Source organism: Candidatus Eisenbacteria bacterium (genome assembly GCA_026388185.1).
Taxonomy (GTDB): domain Bacteria; phylum Eisenbacteria; class RBG-16-71-46; order JAFGJU01; family JAFGJU01; genus JAPLKG01.
This window is the reverse complement of sequence record JAPLKG010000017.1, coordinates 234,794-252,443: the sequence shown is the minus strand read 5'-3', so window position 1 is coordinate 252,443 and position 17,650 is coordinate 234,794. Positions and strand designations below refer to the sequence as shown.

Annotated in this window: 11 protein-coding genes and 1 tRNA gene; 11 read left to right on the top strand and 1 reads right to left on the bottom strand. The window is 55.5% G+C overall.

Annotated features, from left to right (window positions below; genetic code table 11):
* The first annotated feature begins 33 nt into the window (after nucleotides 1–33).
* From mltG to NTX17_10095, 9 genes are all read left to right on the top strand, one after another.
* Complete coding sequence (mltG, locus tag NTX17_10135; protein MCX5801732.1) at nucleotides 34–1,068, top strand: endolytic transglycosylase MltG; 1,035 nt, start codon at nucleotides 34–36, stop codon at nucleotides 1,066–1,068.
* A 17-nt stretch (nucleotides 1,069–1,085) separates the two neighbouring features.
* Nucleotides 1,086–1,925, top strand: a complete 840-nt coding sequence (gene larE, locus NTX17_10130; protein ID MCX5801731.1) for an ATP-dependent sacrificial sulfur transferase LarE — start codon at nucleotides 1,086–1,088, stop codon at nucleotides 1,923–1,925.
* A 3-nt stretch (nucleotides 1,926–1,928) separates the two neighbouring features.
* Nucleotides 1,929–2,156, top strand: coding sequence for a hypothetical protein (locus tag NTX17_10125; GenBank protein MCX5801730.1), 228 nt, complete (start codon nucleotides 1,929–1,931; stop codon nucleotides 2,154–2,156).
* Between the two features lie 3 nt (nucleotides 2,157–2,159).
* Nucleotides 2,160–2,235: transfer RNA gene (locus NTX17_10120), tRNA-Val, on the top strand.
* A 452-nt stretch (nucleotides 2,236–2,687) separates the two neighbouring features.
* Complete coding sequence (locus NTX17_10115; GenBank protein ID MCX5801729.1) at nucleotides 2,688–3,281, top strand: hypothetical protein; 594 nt, start codon at nucleotides 2,688–2,690, stop codon at nucleotides 3,279–3,281.
* A 129-nt stretch (nucleotides 3,282–3,410) separates the two neighbouring features.
* The gene (locus NTX17_10110; protein ID MCX5801728.1) at nucleotides 3,411–4,112 is read left to right on the top strand and encodes a hypothetical protein; all 702 of its coding nucleotides are present in this window, start codon (nucleotides 3,411–3,413) and stop codon (nucleotides 4,110–4,112) included.
* Between the two features lie 259 nt (nucleotides 4,113–4,371).
* The gene (locus NTX17_10105; protein MCX5801727.1) at nucleotides 4,372–5,694 is read left to right on the top strand and encodes a peptidyl-prolyl cis-trans isomerase; all 1,323 of its coding nucleotides are present in this window, start codon (nucleotides 4,372–4,374) and stop codon (nucleotides 5,692–5,694) included.
* 309 nt (nucleotides 5,695–6,003) lie between these two features.
* Nucleotides 6,004–10,053 (top strand): C25 family cysteine peptidase, encoded by a 4,050-nt coding sequence (locus NTX17_10100; GenBank protein MCX5801726.1) that lies wholly within the window; start codon nucleotides 6,004–6,006, stop codon nucleotides 10,051–10,053.
* A 3-nt stretch (nucleotides 10,054–10,056) separates the two neighbouring features.
* Nucleotides 10,057–12,057: a HEAT repeat domain-containing protein gene (locus tag NTX17_10095; GenBank protein MCX5801725.1), complete on the top strand. Its 2,001-nt coding sequence runs from the start codon at nucleotides 10,057–10,059 to the stop codon at nucleotides 12,055–12,057.
* Between the two features lie 46 nt (nucleotides 12,058–12,103).
* On the opposite strand, the gene NTX17_10090 is transcribed toward NTX17_10095, so the two are convergent.
* Entirely contained in the window at nucleotides 12,104–13,468 is a 1,365-nt protein-coding gene (locus tag NTX17_10090; protein MCX5801724.1) for a sensor domain-containing diguanylate cyclase, read from the bottom strand.
* Between the two features lie 635 nt (nucleotides 13,469–14,103).
* Between NTX17_10090 and NTX17_10085 the strand changes: the two genes are divergently transcribed.
* Both NTX17_10085 and NTX17_10080 read left to right on the top strand, forming a co-directional pair.
* Nucleotides 14,104–14,469, top strand: a complete 366-nt coding sequence (locus NTX17_10085) for a hypothetical protein (protein MCX5801723.1) — start codon at nucleotides 14,104–14,106, stop codon at nucleotides 14,467–14,469.
* Nucleotides 14,470–14,507: 38 nt separating this feature from the next.
* Nucleotides 14,508–17,612, top strand: coding sequence for a sigma 54-interacting transcriptional regulator (locus tag NTX17_10080; protein ID MCX5801722.1), 3,105 nt, complete (start codon nucleotides 14,508–14,510; stop codon nucleotides 17,610–17,612).
* Nucleotides 17,613–17,650: the final 38 nt, after the last annotated feature.

The following is a 17,650-nucleotide window of genomic DNA, read 5'->3' as shown; positions in this document are numbered from 1 at the left end:
TTCTCCTGTCCCTTTGTCGCAGTCGTTTTCAACATGGAAAGAGAAAAGCTCACAAGGATCGGACGGAAGCTTCTCATCGTGCTGGCCCTGGCGTTGGTCGTCTTTGTCGTGAGTCTCGCGTTTCCGCCTCTTCCGCGTGAAGGTATGCCCGAGAAGATCATGGTGCTCATCCCACGGGGAGCACAGTTGCAGGAGATTGCGGGCATACTCAAAGAGAGCGGCGTCATAAGGAGCAAGGCGGTTTTCATCCTGGCGGCCAGGGCCATCGGCGCCGAGAAGGAAATGAAGGCGGGCAGGTTCAAGATAGACAGAGAGTTCGGCGTCTTCGAAGTAATAGGGCAGCTCACCCAGGGAATGAAACCCGAGGACCTGGTTACGATTCCGGAGGGTCTCACGTCGAAAGAGATAGCCGACATTCTCTATCGCGAAATCCGCCTCGACCCGAAGACCTTTCTGGCGCTTGTCGACGACAGTACCTTTGCTCACTCCGTCGGTGTGAATGCGCGTTCTTTGGAGGGATATCTCTTTCCGGATACGTACGGTTTTGTTCCGGGCATGGAACCTGCCGAGATCGTGAGGGAGATGGTGAGCAAAGGCAGACATGCCTTCGGCGTGGAGTTCGGCAAGAAGGCCGCCGAAGTCGGTCTGAGCTGGCATCAGGTTCTAACGCTTGCTTCGATCGTGGAAGGCGAAGCGCAGGTTGACGACGAACGTCCGAGAATAGCCGCCGTCTTCACGAACAGGCTCAAGCAGGGCTGGAGACTTCAAGCCGACCCCACGGTGGCATACGCGCTCGGAGGTCGAAGGGATAGAATCGTGTACAGAGATCTGGAGGTGCGCTCCCCTTACAACACGTATTTCGTGACGGGACTTCCGCCCGGCCCCATCTGCAATCCGGGGAAGAGCGCGGTCAGTGCGGTCATCTTCCCGCTCAAGGATTGTGAGGACATGTACTTTGTCGCGAGAGGCGACGGCACTCACATCTTTAGTAAGACCATAGAAGAACACCTTGCGGCGATAAGAAGTGTGAGAGACGCGACCCGATCTCGGGACTCGTCTGGAGCTTGAAGAACTGAAGAGACAGCATGGAAGCGCAACTGGCCGGCAAGTTAGAAAACCTCGAGAGCCTGATAGAGAGACTTGGAAGCGTTCTCGTGGCTTTTTCGGGCGGCGTTGACAGTTCTCTTCTTCTCAAGGTGGCCGTGAACGTGCTCGGGGGCAATGTCCTGGCCGTAATAGCAGACTCGCCTACCTATCCCCCGAGCGAACTGGCGGAGGCTCTGGATCTGGCGAGACAGATCGGCGCGAACTGTCTCGTCGCCAAGACGGAAGAGCTGTCAGATCCCCGATTCAGCAGCAATCCCCCCGAAAGATGCTATCACTGCAAGGTCGAGCTCTTCGGAAAGCTCAAGGCAATTGCACGTGAGAGGAACATCAAGTGGGTTGCCGACGGCTCAAACTGCGACGATCTGCTCGACTTCAGGCCGGGCTCGCGCGCCGCAAGAGAACACGGTATAGTGAGCCCGCTCAGAGAAGCGGGGCTCACGAAATCAGAGGTGAGAGAGCTTGCAAGGACGGTCGGGCTTCCCAACTGGTCCAAACCCCCTCAGGCCTGCCTCGCATCGAGATTTCCGTACGGGACGGAGATCACTCGCCCGGAGCTCGAACGAGTCGCCGCGGCGGAACAAAGCCTCAAGCGGCAAGGATTCTCTCAGGTCAGGGTGAGGACTCATGGCGACGTGGCCCGCATAGAAGTCCTGCCGGATGAGCTTGACAACCTGCTGTCCCATGAGGTAAGGGACTTGGTGGTGAACGACCTCAGGAAACTCGGCTTCCTTTTCGTGACGATAGATTTGGAGGGCTACAGAACCGGAAGCATGAACGAACCTATCAGAAAAATCATAGGCAGCGAGCTGCGGGGGTGACGCATGAAATCTCCAGAAAAGGCTAGAAAGGGCGGGACGGGGCGCAAGACCAGAGAAGCCGCGAGTGACGTCATAGCTTTTTCGGCCAGAAGCTATTGGCTTTTTGCGGCAGGTTTTGCATCGATAATCGTTGGTTACGTCATGCTCTCAATAGGCTCCATCACCCTGGCACCCATTCTTCTGGTGGCGGGTTACTGCGCCCTGGTCCCCCTTGCCATCCTGTTGAAATAGCGTGGGCGAATAGCTCAGTTGGCAGAGCACTTGCTTTACACGCAAGGGGTCACAGGTTCAAGTCCTGTTTCGCCCACCACTGCCCACCACCGGCAGCGACACGCCCGGAAGCAGCTCCGGGAACGGGGGATCCGGCCCGTTTTTTCTTTACACGGACAACTTCATGTGATATAATTCTTTCCATAGACGGGAGGCAAGTCAGGCACATTCTTTGTAACGTATTGAGTTAGCTAGAGTTAACCCCCCGGACTGAAGCCTTCCTCTCGTCCAGAAGAGCATGTGCGATGACAATATGTGGAACTTTATGGCAGAAGGCAGGTTTACAGGGTAGAAAGGCGGCTCGGGAACGTGGGGGTTTTTTACTTGACATCCATTACCGGCTTGTGTTATACTAACTTGTGTTCGAGTGAACATCATGCAGAGTGAAGTCGAAAGGAGGTGTGTTGCGGCGGAGTAGCTATCTTGCTTTGGTACTGCTTTCTTATGATCTTAGCTTCGGCATAATGCAGTGCGCTATGAGGAGGTCGGACAATGACTAGATTCTTGTGCGTTGTGATCTTGGTGCTAGCTGTGGCGGCACCAGCTTTTGCTTTCGTACCGGACCCCGGCAATACGACGGTGTCTTGGGTGAACCCACTAAGCTCAACCTGCTTCTGGGTGTGTCCTGATGGCGACGCTAGCGGCCTTGAAGTGTACGTGAACGATCAGAACAACCAGCCCTTGCAGAATGTGGTGGTTACTGTTGCAATAGCTAATCCTCTCGTTGTCGTTCTCAATACGGCTGCGCTTGTTGCGACAACGGATGTCAACGGTTACGCGAGCTTCACGCTCTACGCGGGTACGGACGCCAACGACGCCAACGCCGCGCTCAGCACTCAGGTGACCGTCACCGGTTCGTACGCGAGTGTCAATTACGAGTTTTACGATGCGACGATGTATTGCGTGAGCCCTGATCTGGACGGTGCGAGTACGGTGGGTCCTCTCGATTACTCGGTTTTCCAGTTGGACTGGCTGAAGAGCATGGCCGTACCGCCGGGATACAGGTCTGATTACAACCGGGATGGCACGGTTAACGCTCTGGACTATTCCAAGTTCCAGCTCCATTATGGACACACGTATCCGTAGGGAGTTCTTGACTAGAATCAGTGCGATGCAAGGAGGTGATGTTGATCACCCGGTTGAAAACAAGTCGGTATGTTTCGGCCCTCAGTCACTTACTTGATCGGGGTTTTGTTTGATTCAAGGAGTAACAACATGAAGAAGTTATTGGTACTATTCTGTGCAGCTTGCATCTGCTTGTTGCCCGCGATTGCCTTGGCAGGAAATCCGAATCCTAAGCTCTATCTTGAAATCTGGAGCTTTTCGGCGAAGCAGACCCTGCTCCCGACTACCCCTGCCTACATCTGCACTCACCCTGGCCGGCCGCTCTCTGGGACCCTTGCGTGCTGGGAACCCGACGTGCTCTCCCACATTTATGTGGCCGTTCACATCGGCGGGCTCGTGAACATTTGCCCGAACCAGCCTGGCACTAGTCAGTGCGATGCCTTTGGTGGTTTCCTCGGGCTTCCTTTCGGAATTAACGAAGTCAGCGACATTGCACTCACATTCATGAACTGGAATGCTTGCAACGGCTTCGGGAAGGGCCCATCGCTGGCTGGTGAGCCGCTGGCTTGCTTGGCCTCTTCGTCGGAACTGTGCCACGACTGGATGGATCACATCGGATATCTGTACTATCGTAACATTGATGACACGCAAGTGGCTGACCTTACAATCGTTAAGAGTTTGGACACACCCGAGGGCGGCCCGTGGGTTATCAACTGTTCCAGCACGTATGACGAGGGCACGACCGTTGGCGGTGGCGCCAGGTACGGTGGCACTGAGTTGACGTGTGCGGGCAATGAGCCGACAAGCGTTGAGAACACTACTTGGGGCAAGATAAAGGGACTCTACAGGTAATCTGTTGCAGAAAGTCTCTGGAGTGGAAGCCACGGCCGTGGCTTCCACTCTTTTTTTGTGTCCCTCTTGAGCCGCCTCTGCTATAGTTGTAGTGTTCGGATTGTCGAATCCGAACGGAGCGTGCGGCTCACGCTCGCTTGTTTCAAGCGGTAGGAGATTGAAGGCTGCCGCTAGCGTCTTGCCGTCGCCTTTGCTGGGCCCGAGCTGACTTAGCGGAACTCGTGAGCTTCTCGTCGACGTTGATAAGGTGGGTTCTCTGATGAAATCAAAAGCCTGTCTGGTGACGACTTGTACTCTGTTGCTCCTTGCCTTCGTTTTTTCGGCTTCTCAGGCAGTTGAGCTTGCAAGAGTGGGAGATTACTCAATTGCTTCCGATGAATATCTTGTTGTCCTCGCGCGCGTCGGGCCAGCCAAGGACGCTCCTGCGAAAACTCCCGAAGGCAAAAGAGAGTTTCTTGACAGGCTCATTGCCAAGCGCCTCTTGAGTCAGTACTTTCACGCCCTGGGGTGGGACACTCTCTCTGCCTGGGACGATCTGATTGCAGAGTACGCGAGAGGCCAGTATATTCAAGCGCTCTATCTCGATGCAATCCCTGAGGTCAGAACGCCCTCATCACAAGTGCCGGCAAACAAACTGATGGAGATCGCCAATCAATTCGTGGACAGCCTCCAGAACGCTTACGAGCTCAAAGTTGATGAGAAGGCGGTTGCCCTGGTGGTGGAGAGGAGTGGAGTGCGGCGGATGGACACAGGTGACGCCGAAACGCAATCCGGCGTGGTATGGCACCAGCTTTTCACCGACGAAGAAGGACGGATTCCTGTCGCCTCCATTGTCGGTGCCAAGCTCACGATAGGCGAGTTTGTGGAGTACATTGAGAACATGCCGGGCTTCGCTAGGCCGACCGGAGGTAACTCCGACGAGATCAATCTTGCTGCAAAACAGTTCGGTCGAGAACTCATTTTCGAACACGAATTCAACAAGCGAGAGCTGCGTGGGCATCCATGGTTCAAGGAGAGAATAGCCAACAAGAGGGAAGAAATCATTTTTAGCCGGATGTTCATGCAACTGCGGGACACTTGCAGTGTTACAGACGAGGAAGTCAGGAAGTACTACGATGAAAAGAAGGATTACTACGTGACCCCGAACCTGATAAGACTGGCAACGATGTGCTTTGAATCCGAAGACGTAGGAGACAAGGCTGCAAGAAGGCTCGCTGAGGGCGAGGACTTCGAATTCGTGGCGATAGATTTGTCCGTCTACTCGGCACAGGAAGCTGCTTGTGATACCACTGAGCTCATTGACAGGGGAGGAAACCTTGCGCTCTATGACGCGCTTTGGGACAAGCCAATCGGAGCGATCGCGGGTCCGGTTTCCAATGACGGCCTCTGGTATCTGGGCAAGCTACTGGAAAGACAGGGGCCTAGACTTCTCACGGTCGAGGAAAGTGCTCCGACCATAGTACAAAAACTGAGATTAGCCAAGGCCGATGATGCGCTTGTGCGGCTAATTGAAGGACTCAGGGCGAAGACGAAGATAGTAGTGAATGAGGAAGCACTCGAGGCACTACAGCTTCCTCAATAGTTGCCTCACTACGTTCCGCGGCATATTGCCTGCGCCGACGGGACGGCGCTCGTGTGTCCCCGGTGCCCACGTTGTTTTCTCGAAAGGGGAGGCCGGCGACACTTGACATCCACGCTTCTTTTCGTGGCAACCCTTCCTCACCGCAAGAGAGAGCCGTGCCTCAAAGAACGCTTTCAAGTTGACCCTCGTAGCGCCGGTTGTCTATACTAGGAACTTCAGCGAGAGGACAAGGGTAAGCTTAATCGGACTCCCTTTTGTTCTTCTTGTTCGCCAGTGCAGCTTTTTTGACGCAACAGGAGCTACTGAACCTTGAAAACCCATTTGAGACTCGTCGTCACACTCGGCTTGTTCGTGCTCGGAGCAGCCTTCCCGGAAGGCTCCGCCTTTGCCAAGTTGGCGGCCGGTATCCAGATTCTCAAGAGCGACGAATCTGGAGTCACTCTTGAGGTCGTGGTTGACACTTTCGAGGTAACCTCCATAACCCTGGACGGGCGCACCTTCCATTTGGTCGAACTCGCCGACTTTCTCACCACGGAAGACGAGGGTCTTCCTCAGCTTCCATTTACTTCCTGTCTCATTGCAATACCTTTCGCGAGCACCCCGCGCCTGAACGTTCTGACGAACGAGACTGCCACGAGGTCGGGTGTCGTTCCCGTCCCGGTCTCGAGGGCTTTCATACGCGGCGGAGAGTTTCCGACCCCGGTGCGTGAGTTTGCGATTGACGAGAGTTTCTACCATGGTACTGCTCCATTCCCGTCCGAAGTTGCAAGACTTGGGGAACCGGCGACTTTGAGGCATCAGAGAGTGGTTCCTGTGCGTCTCTTTCCTTTTCAGTACTATCCAGCCTCCGGTCTGCTGGTCTACTCAAGGAGACTTGTCGTCAGGGTCGACTTCGGGTCTTCTTCTGAGCCAAGAAGGGTCAATCTGGAGCCGGCTCCGTCTTTCGAGCTCTATTCCGAGGGGCTCTATCAGGGACTTCTTCTCAACTACGAAGATGCCAGGCCCTGGCGCATGAAGCCACAGTCGCGGCAGGGCGAGACCGTTTTTCCTGTGTCTCAGGCCGTGCAGGAATACAAGATCGCCATAGACTCGTCAAGCGTGTACAAGGTCTCCTATTCGAGCATACAAGGCCTGTCCACTGCGTATCCGCTTGACCAGGTGCGCCTATTTGAGAAGTTCTACGAGGAGGACGACCCTTCTCCTTTCAAGCAGGTGAATGTTCCGATCCACATCGTAGACGCTGATTCGAATGGGTACTTCGACGGCGACGACTATTTTGTGTTCTACGGCCTCTCTTTTCGTGATCGCTTTCCCACCGATGTCTTCGAGGCACGTTATTCTTACGACAACGTCTACTGGCTGACCGTCGGGGACTCGCCGGGGTCCTTCGTGAGCGAGAGGGATTCCTGGCGCTCGTCAAGCAGCCCCCAGCAACCCTCGTCCTTTCTCCACGTCCAGCAATTCGAGAAAGACTCACTTTACATGAACGTGCCTCCCAGAGAAAACATGGACTACTATTTCTGGAAGCAGCCCACCGCACACGACATAAGAATTCCATTCTCTGTTTATTCTCCCGACACGACAAAGGCCTGGCGAATAAGAGCCAGGTATCAGGGGTTCATCCCGTCCCTTCATTACGTCACAATGATTCTGGAAAACAGCAGGGGTAAGGCGGACACGCTTTTCAACGAAGCGCAATTCGGTCCTTCTACCGCTCTATTCAAGGCCGAAGCAACGTTGGACACGGGATTCAGTATCCCGGACACCATGCTCGCGAGCGGGAATAACACTTTCCGTTACATCGGTGAGAGGCTGGATTCCGGTGTGAAAGTAACTGGGAGCGGTGCTTACTTCGATTGGTTTGAAGTGAGCTACTACAAGACGTTTGCGGCTTCCGGCGGCGTACTTGTCTTTAACAGTGGCACTCTGTCCGGCGAACTCGAGTTCACCCTGACCGGTTTCCCTTCCCCGGGGATACTGCTGTATGACGTTACTGATTCCCTTAATCCAGTGCTTCTGACCGTCCACGACTCGCAGATAACCTCTGAAGCTTCGGGGTATAGTCTCGTGTTCAGGGATTCGATAGGCGTTTATCCCAAGCGATACGCGGCGATAACGACGGGGGCCCTTCCCAATGTGCCGAGTATTGCGCCGGACACTCCTTCTTCCCTCGCGACTTCGGGAGCCTCTAAAGACTACTTCATCGTGGCCTACGACGCTTTTGCTCCTCTCACGGCACCTCTTGCCTCGCACAGAGAATCGCAAGGTCACAACGTCGAACTTGCGAAGTTGACCGACGTCTTCGATGAATTCAACGGCGGGAGACGCTCCCCAATAGCCATCCGTCGCTACATGAGATATGCGTTCAGCTCCTGGGGAACACCCCTGTTTCTTCTTCTGGTCGGAGACGCGAGTGAAGACTACAAAGGTGTGGCTTCGCGAAGCGACACCGACTTCGTACCTACCTATCTCATGTTCAGCCCCGTAGCCGGCCCGTCGGGAAAGGAACTGGTGGGAAACGAACAGTGGTTCGTGACAGCGCTGGACGGGGTGGAGGACGACTATCCTGACATGTACGTCGGTCGCTTGACAGTCGGCAGCAGCGAGGAAGCCACAGCCCTGGTGCAGAAGATAATCAATTATGAGGCTTTCTCGACCACGGAGGATTTCCGAGGCAGAGGTTTGTTCGTTGCGGATGACTCGTATTCCAGCGCCGACATGGCGAACGATCGTTTAAGCACCAGTGAGCGCATCTTCAAGTCTATATCGGATGAGGCAAGACGTATAGTCAACGCGAGCCCAGCCGCCCCCAGCTTCGCTGCGGATACTTTCTACCTGGGAACCTTTCTGGATTCCGTCCCTTCCTATCCCAAGCCGCAGAGCGTTCCCCTGGCTGACATGATAGAGTACGTTAGGACTGAAGTGAAACCAAAGTTCTTGTCAAGCCTTTCGACGGGTGGGCTTTTTGTGAACTATCAGGGCCACGGGAGCCAGATCGTGTTGGCCCACGAGAGACTGTTTTATTCCTGGGTGTACGACGATGACGTCCCCTCGGTACTCAACTACAACAAGCCGTGGGTCTTCACGGCGTTTTCCTGTCACATCGGAGATTTCGATCGTGAGACAGAGAAAAGCCAAGGTGACTGTCTTGCCGAGAAGCTCTTGCTTCTTCCAACCAGAGGAGCGATTGCAACTTTCTCGAGCGATGCATATGAAAATCTGCCCTCAAATATCCGGGCAGACATGAACGTCGTCCTGTTTGATGCGTTCTTTGGCTCTCCACCTACCGCTGACTTGAGAGGAAAGAGGGGCGCACGGTGGATACTTGGAGAGATAATAACGTCGGGGAAGATAAGATTTCTGTCGGGCGACTATCTGAACAAACAGTCTGTGAGAACATACGCACTGCTGGGGGATCCCGGCCTGCGCATGGACGCGTTACCGCCTCAGTTCGTCGTCAGCCTGAATGATTCTCTGCTTGTCGATGGATCGAGCGTATATGTCGAATCGTCCGACGATTCGGCCCGTATCGGCGCCTACGTAAGTGATGAAGTCGCGGTAGATGAAACTTCGGTATGGATTGAGGAATCAGGAACGGAGGGGAGGGGAATCATTCCGCGCAGCGAGTACGCGGTCACGGCGCTTGCCGACACAATCGCCGGCGCCAGCAGGAAATTTTATCTCTACTGGCCCACTGTCCTGCGTCCTGCCACCTACGACATCACGCTTCACGCCACGGACGTCAACGGCCGCGAGACCGAGTTTGTCCTCAAGGTGGAATTGACGACGACTTTCAGCGTCGGCGGGAGGACCATACGCGAGGGAGACTGGGTTCCATCGAACATCGCAGCCAGCGCTCTGGTCTCAAGCCCGATTGTTCTGTCTCAGGACGAGATGGAGTTCTTCGTCAACAGTGCGGCCGTGGTCACGAGCAAGCAGCAGATTGACGGGGTTGGAAGAACCTGGCGGCTTGAAGCCGAGCTTTTCCTGCCTGAGGGAGGGGACACTCTGACTGTGAAGGTGGGCGGGATCGAGCGTCGGGTAACAGTGAACGTGACCGCGGAATTCAACTTGATGAACGTGTTCTGCTACCCGAGTCCCTTTGCGGAAGTCACTTCGTTCAACTATGAGCTCACCGGGGTACTACAGAAGGTTTCGATAGAGATCTTCACGGTCTCGGGTCGGAAGATCCTAGATTTGCAAGGAGACGCCAGGGTTGGCTACAACAGCGTTATCTGGGACGGCCGAGACGCCGAAGGAAACCGCATAGCGAATGGCCTGTATCTGTACAGACTTACGGTCACGGACGTCCAGGGAAAGAGAGATTCCTTCTTGGGCAAAGTCGTAAAGGTGGAGTGAGAGATGATACGTCAACATCGATTCTGGATCGGTGCCTTCGCTCTTCTCGGTTCCCTCCTTGTCTTGGACCCGTGCCTCCTCTTCGCTCTCACTGCTCCCGAGAAGCTGGAAGAGATCGCTTCGCTTGAGGATCTCCGCGCCGCAAGCTCGGTCGTTGCCAGCTTTCTCGGCGATGAAGATCCTGTTGTTCGGTCGAGAGCTGCTCTTGCCCTGGGCAGAATCCAGGACACGAGTTCGATCGGCGACGTCTTGCGTTCTGCCGGGGACGTCTCCCCGGAAGTGCGCGTCTTCGCCGCGTTTGCCCTTGGACAAATCGGCTCATCTCCTGCCTTTCTCGCCTACTCCGGCGTCGATTCTGTTTCGAAAACCCTTGTCAAGCTTCTCTCCGACTCTTCGCCGGACGTGAAACTCGCTGCCATTGAGGCCCTCGGCAAAACGAAGAGCCGCGGGGCGGTGCGCCCGCTTTCGCGGCTTCTCGGAGCAAGCAACGTGCTGCTGGCCCGGCAAGCGGCGTTATCTTTGGCCTTCTTTCGTGACAGCACGGCACTAACGGCTCTCTGGAAGGCTGCCGACTCCAGGGATGAGGAGCTACGGTGGCGCGTTGCCTATGCTCTGGAAAACATACCGCATGGTAAATCTGTCAAGGTTCTTTCTAGGCTCGCAGGTGACAAGAGCTGGCTCGTGAGGAGCTTCGCTGCCAGAGCGCTGGGAAAGACCGGTGACGATGACTCGGTGCCCATCTTGAAAACGCTTCTTAGCGACAAAGATTGGCACGTCAGGGTCAACGCGGCGAAAAGCCTTGGTTCTTTCAAGAAGCAGGAGAGCGTCTCCTCACTCGTGTCGGCACTGGGAGACGAATCTTTTCACGTGAGGGCTTCTGCGTGCGCTTCTCTAGGTATGATCGGCTCGGAGACGGCCACCGATTTCCTGTCGGCCCTCTTAGCCGACCCTTCCCCCTCCGTGAGAGCGGAGGCCGCGAGGGCCATTCTTCTCTGCGGGAAGGTTTCCGCATTGAGATTCACAGAATCGATCTTCCAGGACACGGTATGGTTTGTCAGGGCCTCTGCGTATGAGGCTCTGGGCGAGGCGGGGATTTCGGGCTCCGCGGGCATGCTTCGCGGCGTTTACACACGTGAGACAGACCGGCGCGTCAGGGCCTCGTGCATAGCCGGTATGGGAAAGGTAAAGGGTGAGACGGACCTCGGTTTTCTCAGAAGCGCCGCCGCCGACACAGACATGGTTGTCGTAGCCAGTGTGTGTGAAGCCTGGGCGGAACTCGGGGACCCAAGGGCCGTGGGGGCAGTGAGGGAAGTCTACGAGAAGTGGAAGGACTGTCCCGAGCCCGACGTGAGGCTTGCTGCAATCGAGACTCTCAAGAAACTCGGAGCTGTTGCGGCGTTCTCGATATACCGGGAGTCATTGTTTGACGACGACTACAGGGTGAGGGACGCAGCCTACGGCGCGCTCAAGGAGCTCTGGGGTGCTTCGCCCGCCGACAGTCTTCGTGCTTTGAGCCTTCTGGCGTTTCCCGCGCCCACAGAAATACCGCAGGGCTACAGGGTCTCGACTCGGTCCTACACCGGGCGGGCGGTAATCAGAACAGAAAACGGTAATATTGTGATTAGACTTTTCGGTGAGGACGCGCCAAATACGGTCCAGAATTTCGTGAAGCTCGCGGAGCAAGGTTTTTACAACGGACTCACTTTCCATCGCGTAGTTCCCAATTTCGTGATTCAGAGCGGTTGTCCGAGAGGAGACGGTTGGGGGTGGCCGGGATACACGATCAGGTGCGAAATCAATGGGAAACACTATCTCACGGGTATTGTCGGGATGGCCCTGGCCGGCAAGGACACCGGCGGTAGTCAATTCTTCATTACGCATTCGCCCCAGCCTCACCTTGATGGAAGATACACCATATTCGGTGAAGTGGTAAGCGGCATGGACGTAGTGGACCGCATTGAAAGAGGCGACAAGATCCTCGAGATAACACTTGGTGACCGGTAGCCACAGGTAAGCCGCTCCCGCCGAAAGCTTCGCGACCAGGCCTTGACTACTTTTCCGCCTCGGGAAGGCCATCGTCGTTCAGTCCCAATTCGGCCCAGAATAGAGTCTTGTTCTTCGGAGGGCGTTTTGCTTCGAGTAGCGATTCGTTCGCCTTCCTCCAGAGCTCTTTTGCGTTGGGGGCGTCTTCAGGATAAAGCGCCCCCCCTATGCTGACGGTCACCGTCGCATTGACGACACTGCCGGAAAGATCGGTCGTTCGCAGTTGCGCGTTTTCTATCGCCGTTCTCAAGCGCTCGCAAATGGCCCGCGCCTGAGTCTCGGAGACAGGTGCCGTCAAGAGCACCGCAAACTCTTCGCCTCCCCATCTCGCCGCCGAGTCGAAAGGCCTGATGCCCGTCTTGAGCATCATGGCCACCTGGCGCAGGACCTCATTGCCGCCTTCGTATCCAAAGCGAGAATTAAAACTCTTGAAGCCGTCTATGTCCATGATGCAGAGCGCCATCGACTTCTTTTCTCTCATGGCTCGGGCGATCTCGTTACTGAGCTGCACGTCAAAGTAGGAACGGTTGTAGACTTGCGTCAGGGAATCGACAAACACGAGCTTCCCGAGCCGTTCGGTTTTTGTCAGAAGAGAAGTGCAGTTGTCGGCCAGCAGACTCAAGAGCATCAACTTCTGCTCGTTGAAAAAATCCTTCCTCGTGCTGCAAACCTGAAGCGCTCCGCAGAGAGGATGCCCATTGCCGCCCACTCGCACTATCGCCGCAGATTGGCATTGAGGAGGCACTATCTGCGCCATCTCACGGGTCCTGGACACGTCCGCCGCGTAGAGCATGAAACCCTTGTCGATGACCCATTCCTCAACGTATTCGTGCGCCGTCTGAAGCTCCTGTGCAATCGGCTCCAGATACCTGAGCCTCTCCTTGGATGACTTTGAAAGACTGAACGTGGTGTGGTCACAACCCGTCAGTTCTCTTGCAGAGTCCAGAACGAAGGCGAGTATGTCATTTGTCCCAGTAAGCAGCCTATCCTTTTCAGTAAGGATCTTGTCGTCCAGCGACAAAATCCCTCTCACTTGCTCGAACGTCGCCCTGATTCTGGCCCCGGGGAGCGGCAGTTTCAGCTTGAGCACCCCGTCCGCCATTGTCGTCGAGAGGACTCTGATCGCTATGCATTCGGAAGTGAGGAGGTTTCTGTAACGGATGACTTTCTCTTGTGCCTCACGCGATTCACCCAGGTACTTGAGAAAACCCAGTTGCTGAAGTCTGTCAATCGCCCTGAGCGCAAGGTCCTCAAGCTCTGACTTGTCGTCGCGGGCCAGCGCGCGCGCAATTTCACCCCGCTCGGCCATGGTGAGCCTGTCGACCGGGATGACATCTTCCAGTAGAGTCCGGAAAGTTAAATTCTTCTTCATCGCCCTCGCCGCGAGGCACCCTCCAATAAGCCCGGTTGTATCACTATGTTGACAAAAAGGTGCACTACCCGCAGCGCTCTACAATTGCGATACTGCCTGCGGCACTCTTACACATAATTATAACACGGCGAGCCGCCCTGCTTCAAATGAATTGATGTAGGTGGGCCGATTACCTCTGATACCGACACCGGCGGCACCGGTCTCCTCACCAGGCACGGGGGCTCAGGCAACGCAGAAACGCCTTGACACCAAACCGAATCGGAGATATTGTAGTGATGGAGAGCGTGTCTCGGAAGCAGGGCACGGATGGTTACCAGGCGGCCCAAGGCGGTTACTTAGTATCCAGCTGAATTGCTTTGCGACAAACAAGTTGGAAACGCCCTCTGGTTCGATGGAACCCTGTTGCCTTGAAGGGGTGGGATTGAGGCTTCTCGTGGTGTCGGGTGCAGATTTTGCGTTTATAACGCATTGAAATAACGACAATTACAGAGATGGCGACTAGTCGTGATGGCACACTTGATGCTCGATAAGACGAAGGGGTTTAAGTGTGTCGCGGATACCCCCGACAGAATATCCTGTCGATTGCTTCTTAGCGGCAGAGGGGTTGGAAGGAAAGAGGTAAGGAGGATGAGGACATGACTCGATTTGACCTCAGGACCTGTGTGCTGCTGGTCAGCTTGATGTGCTTCCTTACTCTGGTTCTTCCGTTCTGTGTTCCTCCCGCTGAGTCCAGGTGGACTTCACCCGGTGGCGGTAGAGCTGACAAGGGTCTACCTCCTCCGCCAGCCGCGGATCCCGACGACATTGCCGTCAACACTGCACGAGGAATCGGTGAGGAGCTGCCTGGAGGTTTCGGATTTGGGAACGAGGCATGCGTCGTCATAAGCGGGGAGTTGACGAGCACAGAACAGAGTACGCCTTTCACGGAAGCGCCAGAGGCGAGTCTAGGCCTGAACGGCACTCGCTGGTCGCTGCTGCTTGTCTGGATTTTGGCAAGATAGCTGCATTGAGCTTCTAGCAACGTTCGCGGGGAGTACGAATGATGAGAGGCGATCTCGGCGGCGTACAGGGAGATCAGAGGAAGCCCTCGGAAAATCGTGTCGATAGGACCAAGTACGGAGCGCAGGAACTGGCGCGCCTCGGAGACGTCTGCGTCGGCGCGGCGAGCTATGAGTCTGCGGTAGAGTACTTCTTGCGGGCTTTGGAGCTTCTGCCTTCGGAAGCTCTGCTCGACGAGAGGGCCTCTGTTCTCAGAAAGGTGTGCTACTGTCTTGGTAAGCTAGGCCGAAACGATGAGGCCGAGCACTATCTTGCGCAGGCCGAAGAGATTGCCAAGGAATCTTGCGGCTCGGTTGAACGGGCCCGCATCCTTGTGGAAAAAGGCAAGCTTGCTGTCGTGCGGGGCCGTCTCGACACCGGTCTTGCGTGCGCCGAGAGCGCAAGAGAGCTGCTTGCAGATTCGTCCGAGAACAAGGAAAAGGGATTCGTTGAGAACCTCCTTGGCAATGTTTGGCTGAGGATGGGGAAAACCGAGAACGGCAAACGTTGCTTCATAAAGTCCCTCGATTACTTCAAGAAAGCCGGTGACATCAGGAACCTGGCTCTTGCCTACAACAACCTCGGGCTGGTTTTCAAGAACTCCTGCGATTGGCCTCGCGCGCTCGAGTACCTGCAAGTAGCTCTCAACCTGCAGGCCGTTGAGGGTGAATATCATGGCAGGGCTCAGCAGCTTCAGAACCTCGGCGTCATTCACGCGAAGATGGGCAACTGGAAGCTCGCCACCGAGGACTTCGAGCAGTGTCTGCACATCGGCCGCGAAGTAAACGATCCATTGAGAGTGCTTCGTGCACTCATAGGTCTTGGAAACGTTCATAGATTGACGCGCAAGTGGGCTCTTGCACGCAATGATTTCGAGCAGGCTCGCCAGATTCTTGCAGAGCACACTTTCGCCAGAGAGGGAGTGCTGTTTGAGAAGTCCGCCGGCGAGCTCGCTTTTGATCAGGGCGACCTTGTCTCTGCCGAGCAGCACTATGAGAACGCGTGGAGCATGTCGAATCGGTGCGAGGCCGGCGAGGACCTCGGCTGTGAACTACTGCGCCTGAGGGCCGAACTTTTCTTGGCGAAAGGAGAAGCCGAGAAGGCGCTCTCGCTCATAAAGAATGCAAGACAAATAGCGCGAAACGTCGGTGACAGGTTCGAGGAGGCCCTTTCGTGGAGAGTGGCTGCGCTTGCCAATCTGACCCTTCAGGCTAACGAGGAAGCCGCCTCCGCTCTTGGCGCCGGTATTGAGCAGCTCAGAGACATCGGAGAGAGGTTCAACCTCGGGCGGCTGCTTCTTGGGAACGCCCGCTTCCTGCTCTCTTCGGGAGGGGGCTCGGACGTTACCAGGGCAGTTTCGCTTCTTGAGACGGCAAGAGATCTTTTCCTTTCGGTTGGAGTAGATTACTGGGTAGGCATGTGCTATCTGGAGTTCGCCAGGGTTGATCTGACACGCGGCATGATTGATACCGCACAGGGTTATCTCTCTCGCGCCCGTGACATCTTCTCCCGCGACAACGAAGAAGAAGCGCTCGCCGCCGCCAAGACTCTTCAGAAGGAGATCGAGGAGCGGCTTGTAAAGACCTCGATGTCTCAGCTCAGCCAATTCCAGTTGAGTGAAAAACTCGAGGAAACAGCCGAGCTGTCGCTTGATTTCGACCAGAAGGTTTGCGAAATGCTTGGAGTCATCTCGCAGGCCGTCGGAGCGGACGGTGCGTTGATAGCCGCGCCGAGCGGAGAGAAGGCTTCGTACGAGCTTGTCTGTGCGCGAAGGATTCCCCTTGCCGTTGCCTCCAAGATAATTTCGATACTTTCCTCCGGTGAGGGAATACTCGACCGCCACGAACCATTCATATCGCTTCACTTGCCTTCCTCGATCGGAATCGACTCCGAAGTGGACATCGGCAGACAGGTATCCTGCCTCGTTGCCGTTCCTTTCAGGTGGATGGAAGGCAACAGGGCGGTGCTCTACGTCGACAGAGTCAAGGGCAACTCGAGCGGCGCATTTCTGCAGACCGACCTCAACACGTGCGTGGGCCTTTCCATAAAGCTGGGTGGACTTGTGGTTGAGATGAAGTTGAAGGACAAGGCCGACGAGAATCTGAAGCTCAGAAAGAAGCTCGAAGAACGCATCGTGTTCCCGGACATCATCACGCAAAACAGCGAAATGCTCGAGATAGTGAGGCTCATCGGAAAAGTTACAGACAACCTCTCGACGGTTCTCCTGCAAGGGGAGACTGGAACCGGAAAGAAGCTTGTCGCCAGAGCAATCCACCGCAGTAGCGGGCGCCGCGATCAGCCATTTGTAACGGTTGACTGCGCCGCGCTACCTGATAGCCTCCTGGAAAGCGAGCTTTTCGGCTACTTGAGAGGCGCTTTTACCGGAGCCGACAAGGACAGAAAGGGACTTCTCCAGGAAGCGAACGGCGGGACCATTTTCCTCGACGAAGTCAGGAGAGCGGGGCTCTCGCTCCAACGTCGGCTGCTGCATTTGCTCGATTCCGGAGAAATACGACCGGTTGGTTCGACAAGCTACATGCCCCTTGACGTAAAGATAATCTGCGCCACGACGAGCATTGACCTGAGGCGAGACGTGAGGGAAGGGAAATTTCTTGAAGACCTCTACTATCGCCTCAATGATATTTGCATATCGATTCCGCCGCTTCGGGAGAGAAGGGAAGACATTACGCTTCTGTGCGATCATTTCCTCGACGTCTTCAGCCGGGAGATGAAAAGGGAAATAAAGGGCATATCCAAGGCCGCAATGATACGGCTCATGGACTATGACTGGCCGGGCAACGTACGAGAGCTTGAGAAAGTGATAAAGCGTGCAGTGATTCTCGCTGACGAAGGGGAGTCGATTACCCCGGAGCTCTTGCCGTCCGATCTTATGGTCGGTAGTGAGGCTCCTTCCGCGAGCGGCGACGCCGAATTGAAGGACGCGGTGGAGGGCTTTGAGAAGAGAACGATAGTCAGCGCCCTCGATAGATTCTCCTGGAACAAAAGCAAGACCGCTCTCTACCTCGGCTTGAGCAGGAAGGGGCTCAAGAACAAGATCCGAAGATACAACCTGGATAGGCGCACACGTGGCAAAACGAGGGTGTAGTTGAAGACGTGCGCACAGGCCCTGTTCCCGCACTCGGG

Bases quoted from the DNA above. Each gene is read 5' to 3' on its own strand.
- NTX17_10080 (MCX5801722.1), top strand. From the start codon at position 14,508: ATGATGAGAGGCGATCTCGGCGGCGTACAGGGAGATCAGAGGAAGCCC.
- mltG (MCX5801732.1), top strand. From the start codon at position 34: ATGGAAAGAGAAAAGCTCACAAGGATCGGACGGAAGCTTCTCATCGTG.
- NTX17_10115 (MCX5801729.1), top strand. From the start codon at position 2,688: ATGACTAGATTCTTGTGCGTTGTGATCTTGGTGCTAGCTGTGGCGGCA.
- NTX17_10085 (MCX5801723.1), top strand. From the start codon at position 14,104: ATGACTCGATTTGACCTCAGGACCTGTGTGCTGCTGGTCAGCTTGATG.
- NTX17_10105 (MCX5801727.1), top strand. From the start codon at position 4,372: ATGAAATCAAAAGCCTGTCTGGTGACGACTTGTACTCTGTTGCTCCTT.
- larE (MCX5801731.1), top strand. From the start codon at position 1,086: ATGGAAGCGCAACTGGCCGGCAAGTTAGAAAACCTCGAGAGCCTGATA.
- NTX17_10125 (MCX5801730.1), top strand. From the start codon at position 1,929: ATGAAATCTCCAGAAAAGGCTAGAAAGGGCGGGACGGGGCGCAAGACC.
- NTX17_10110 (MCX5801728.1), top strand. From the start codon at position 3,411: ATGAAGAAGTTATTGGTACTATTCTGTGCAGCTTGCATCTGCTTGTTG.
- NTX17_10090 (MCX5801724.1), bottom strand. From the start codon at position 13,468: ATGAAGAAGAATTTAACTTTCCGGACTCTACTGGAAGATGTCATCCCG.
- NTX17_10095 (MCX5801725.1), top strand. From the start codon at position 10,057: ATGATACGTCAACATCGATTCTGGATCGGTGCCTTCGCTCTTCTCGGT.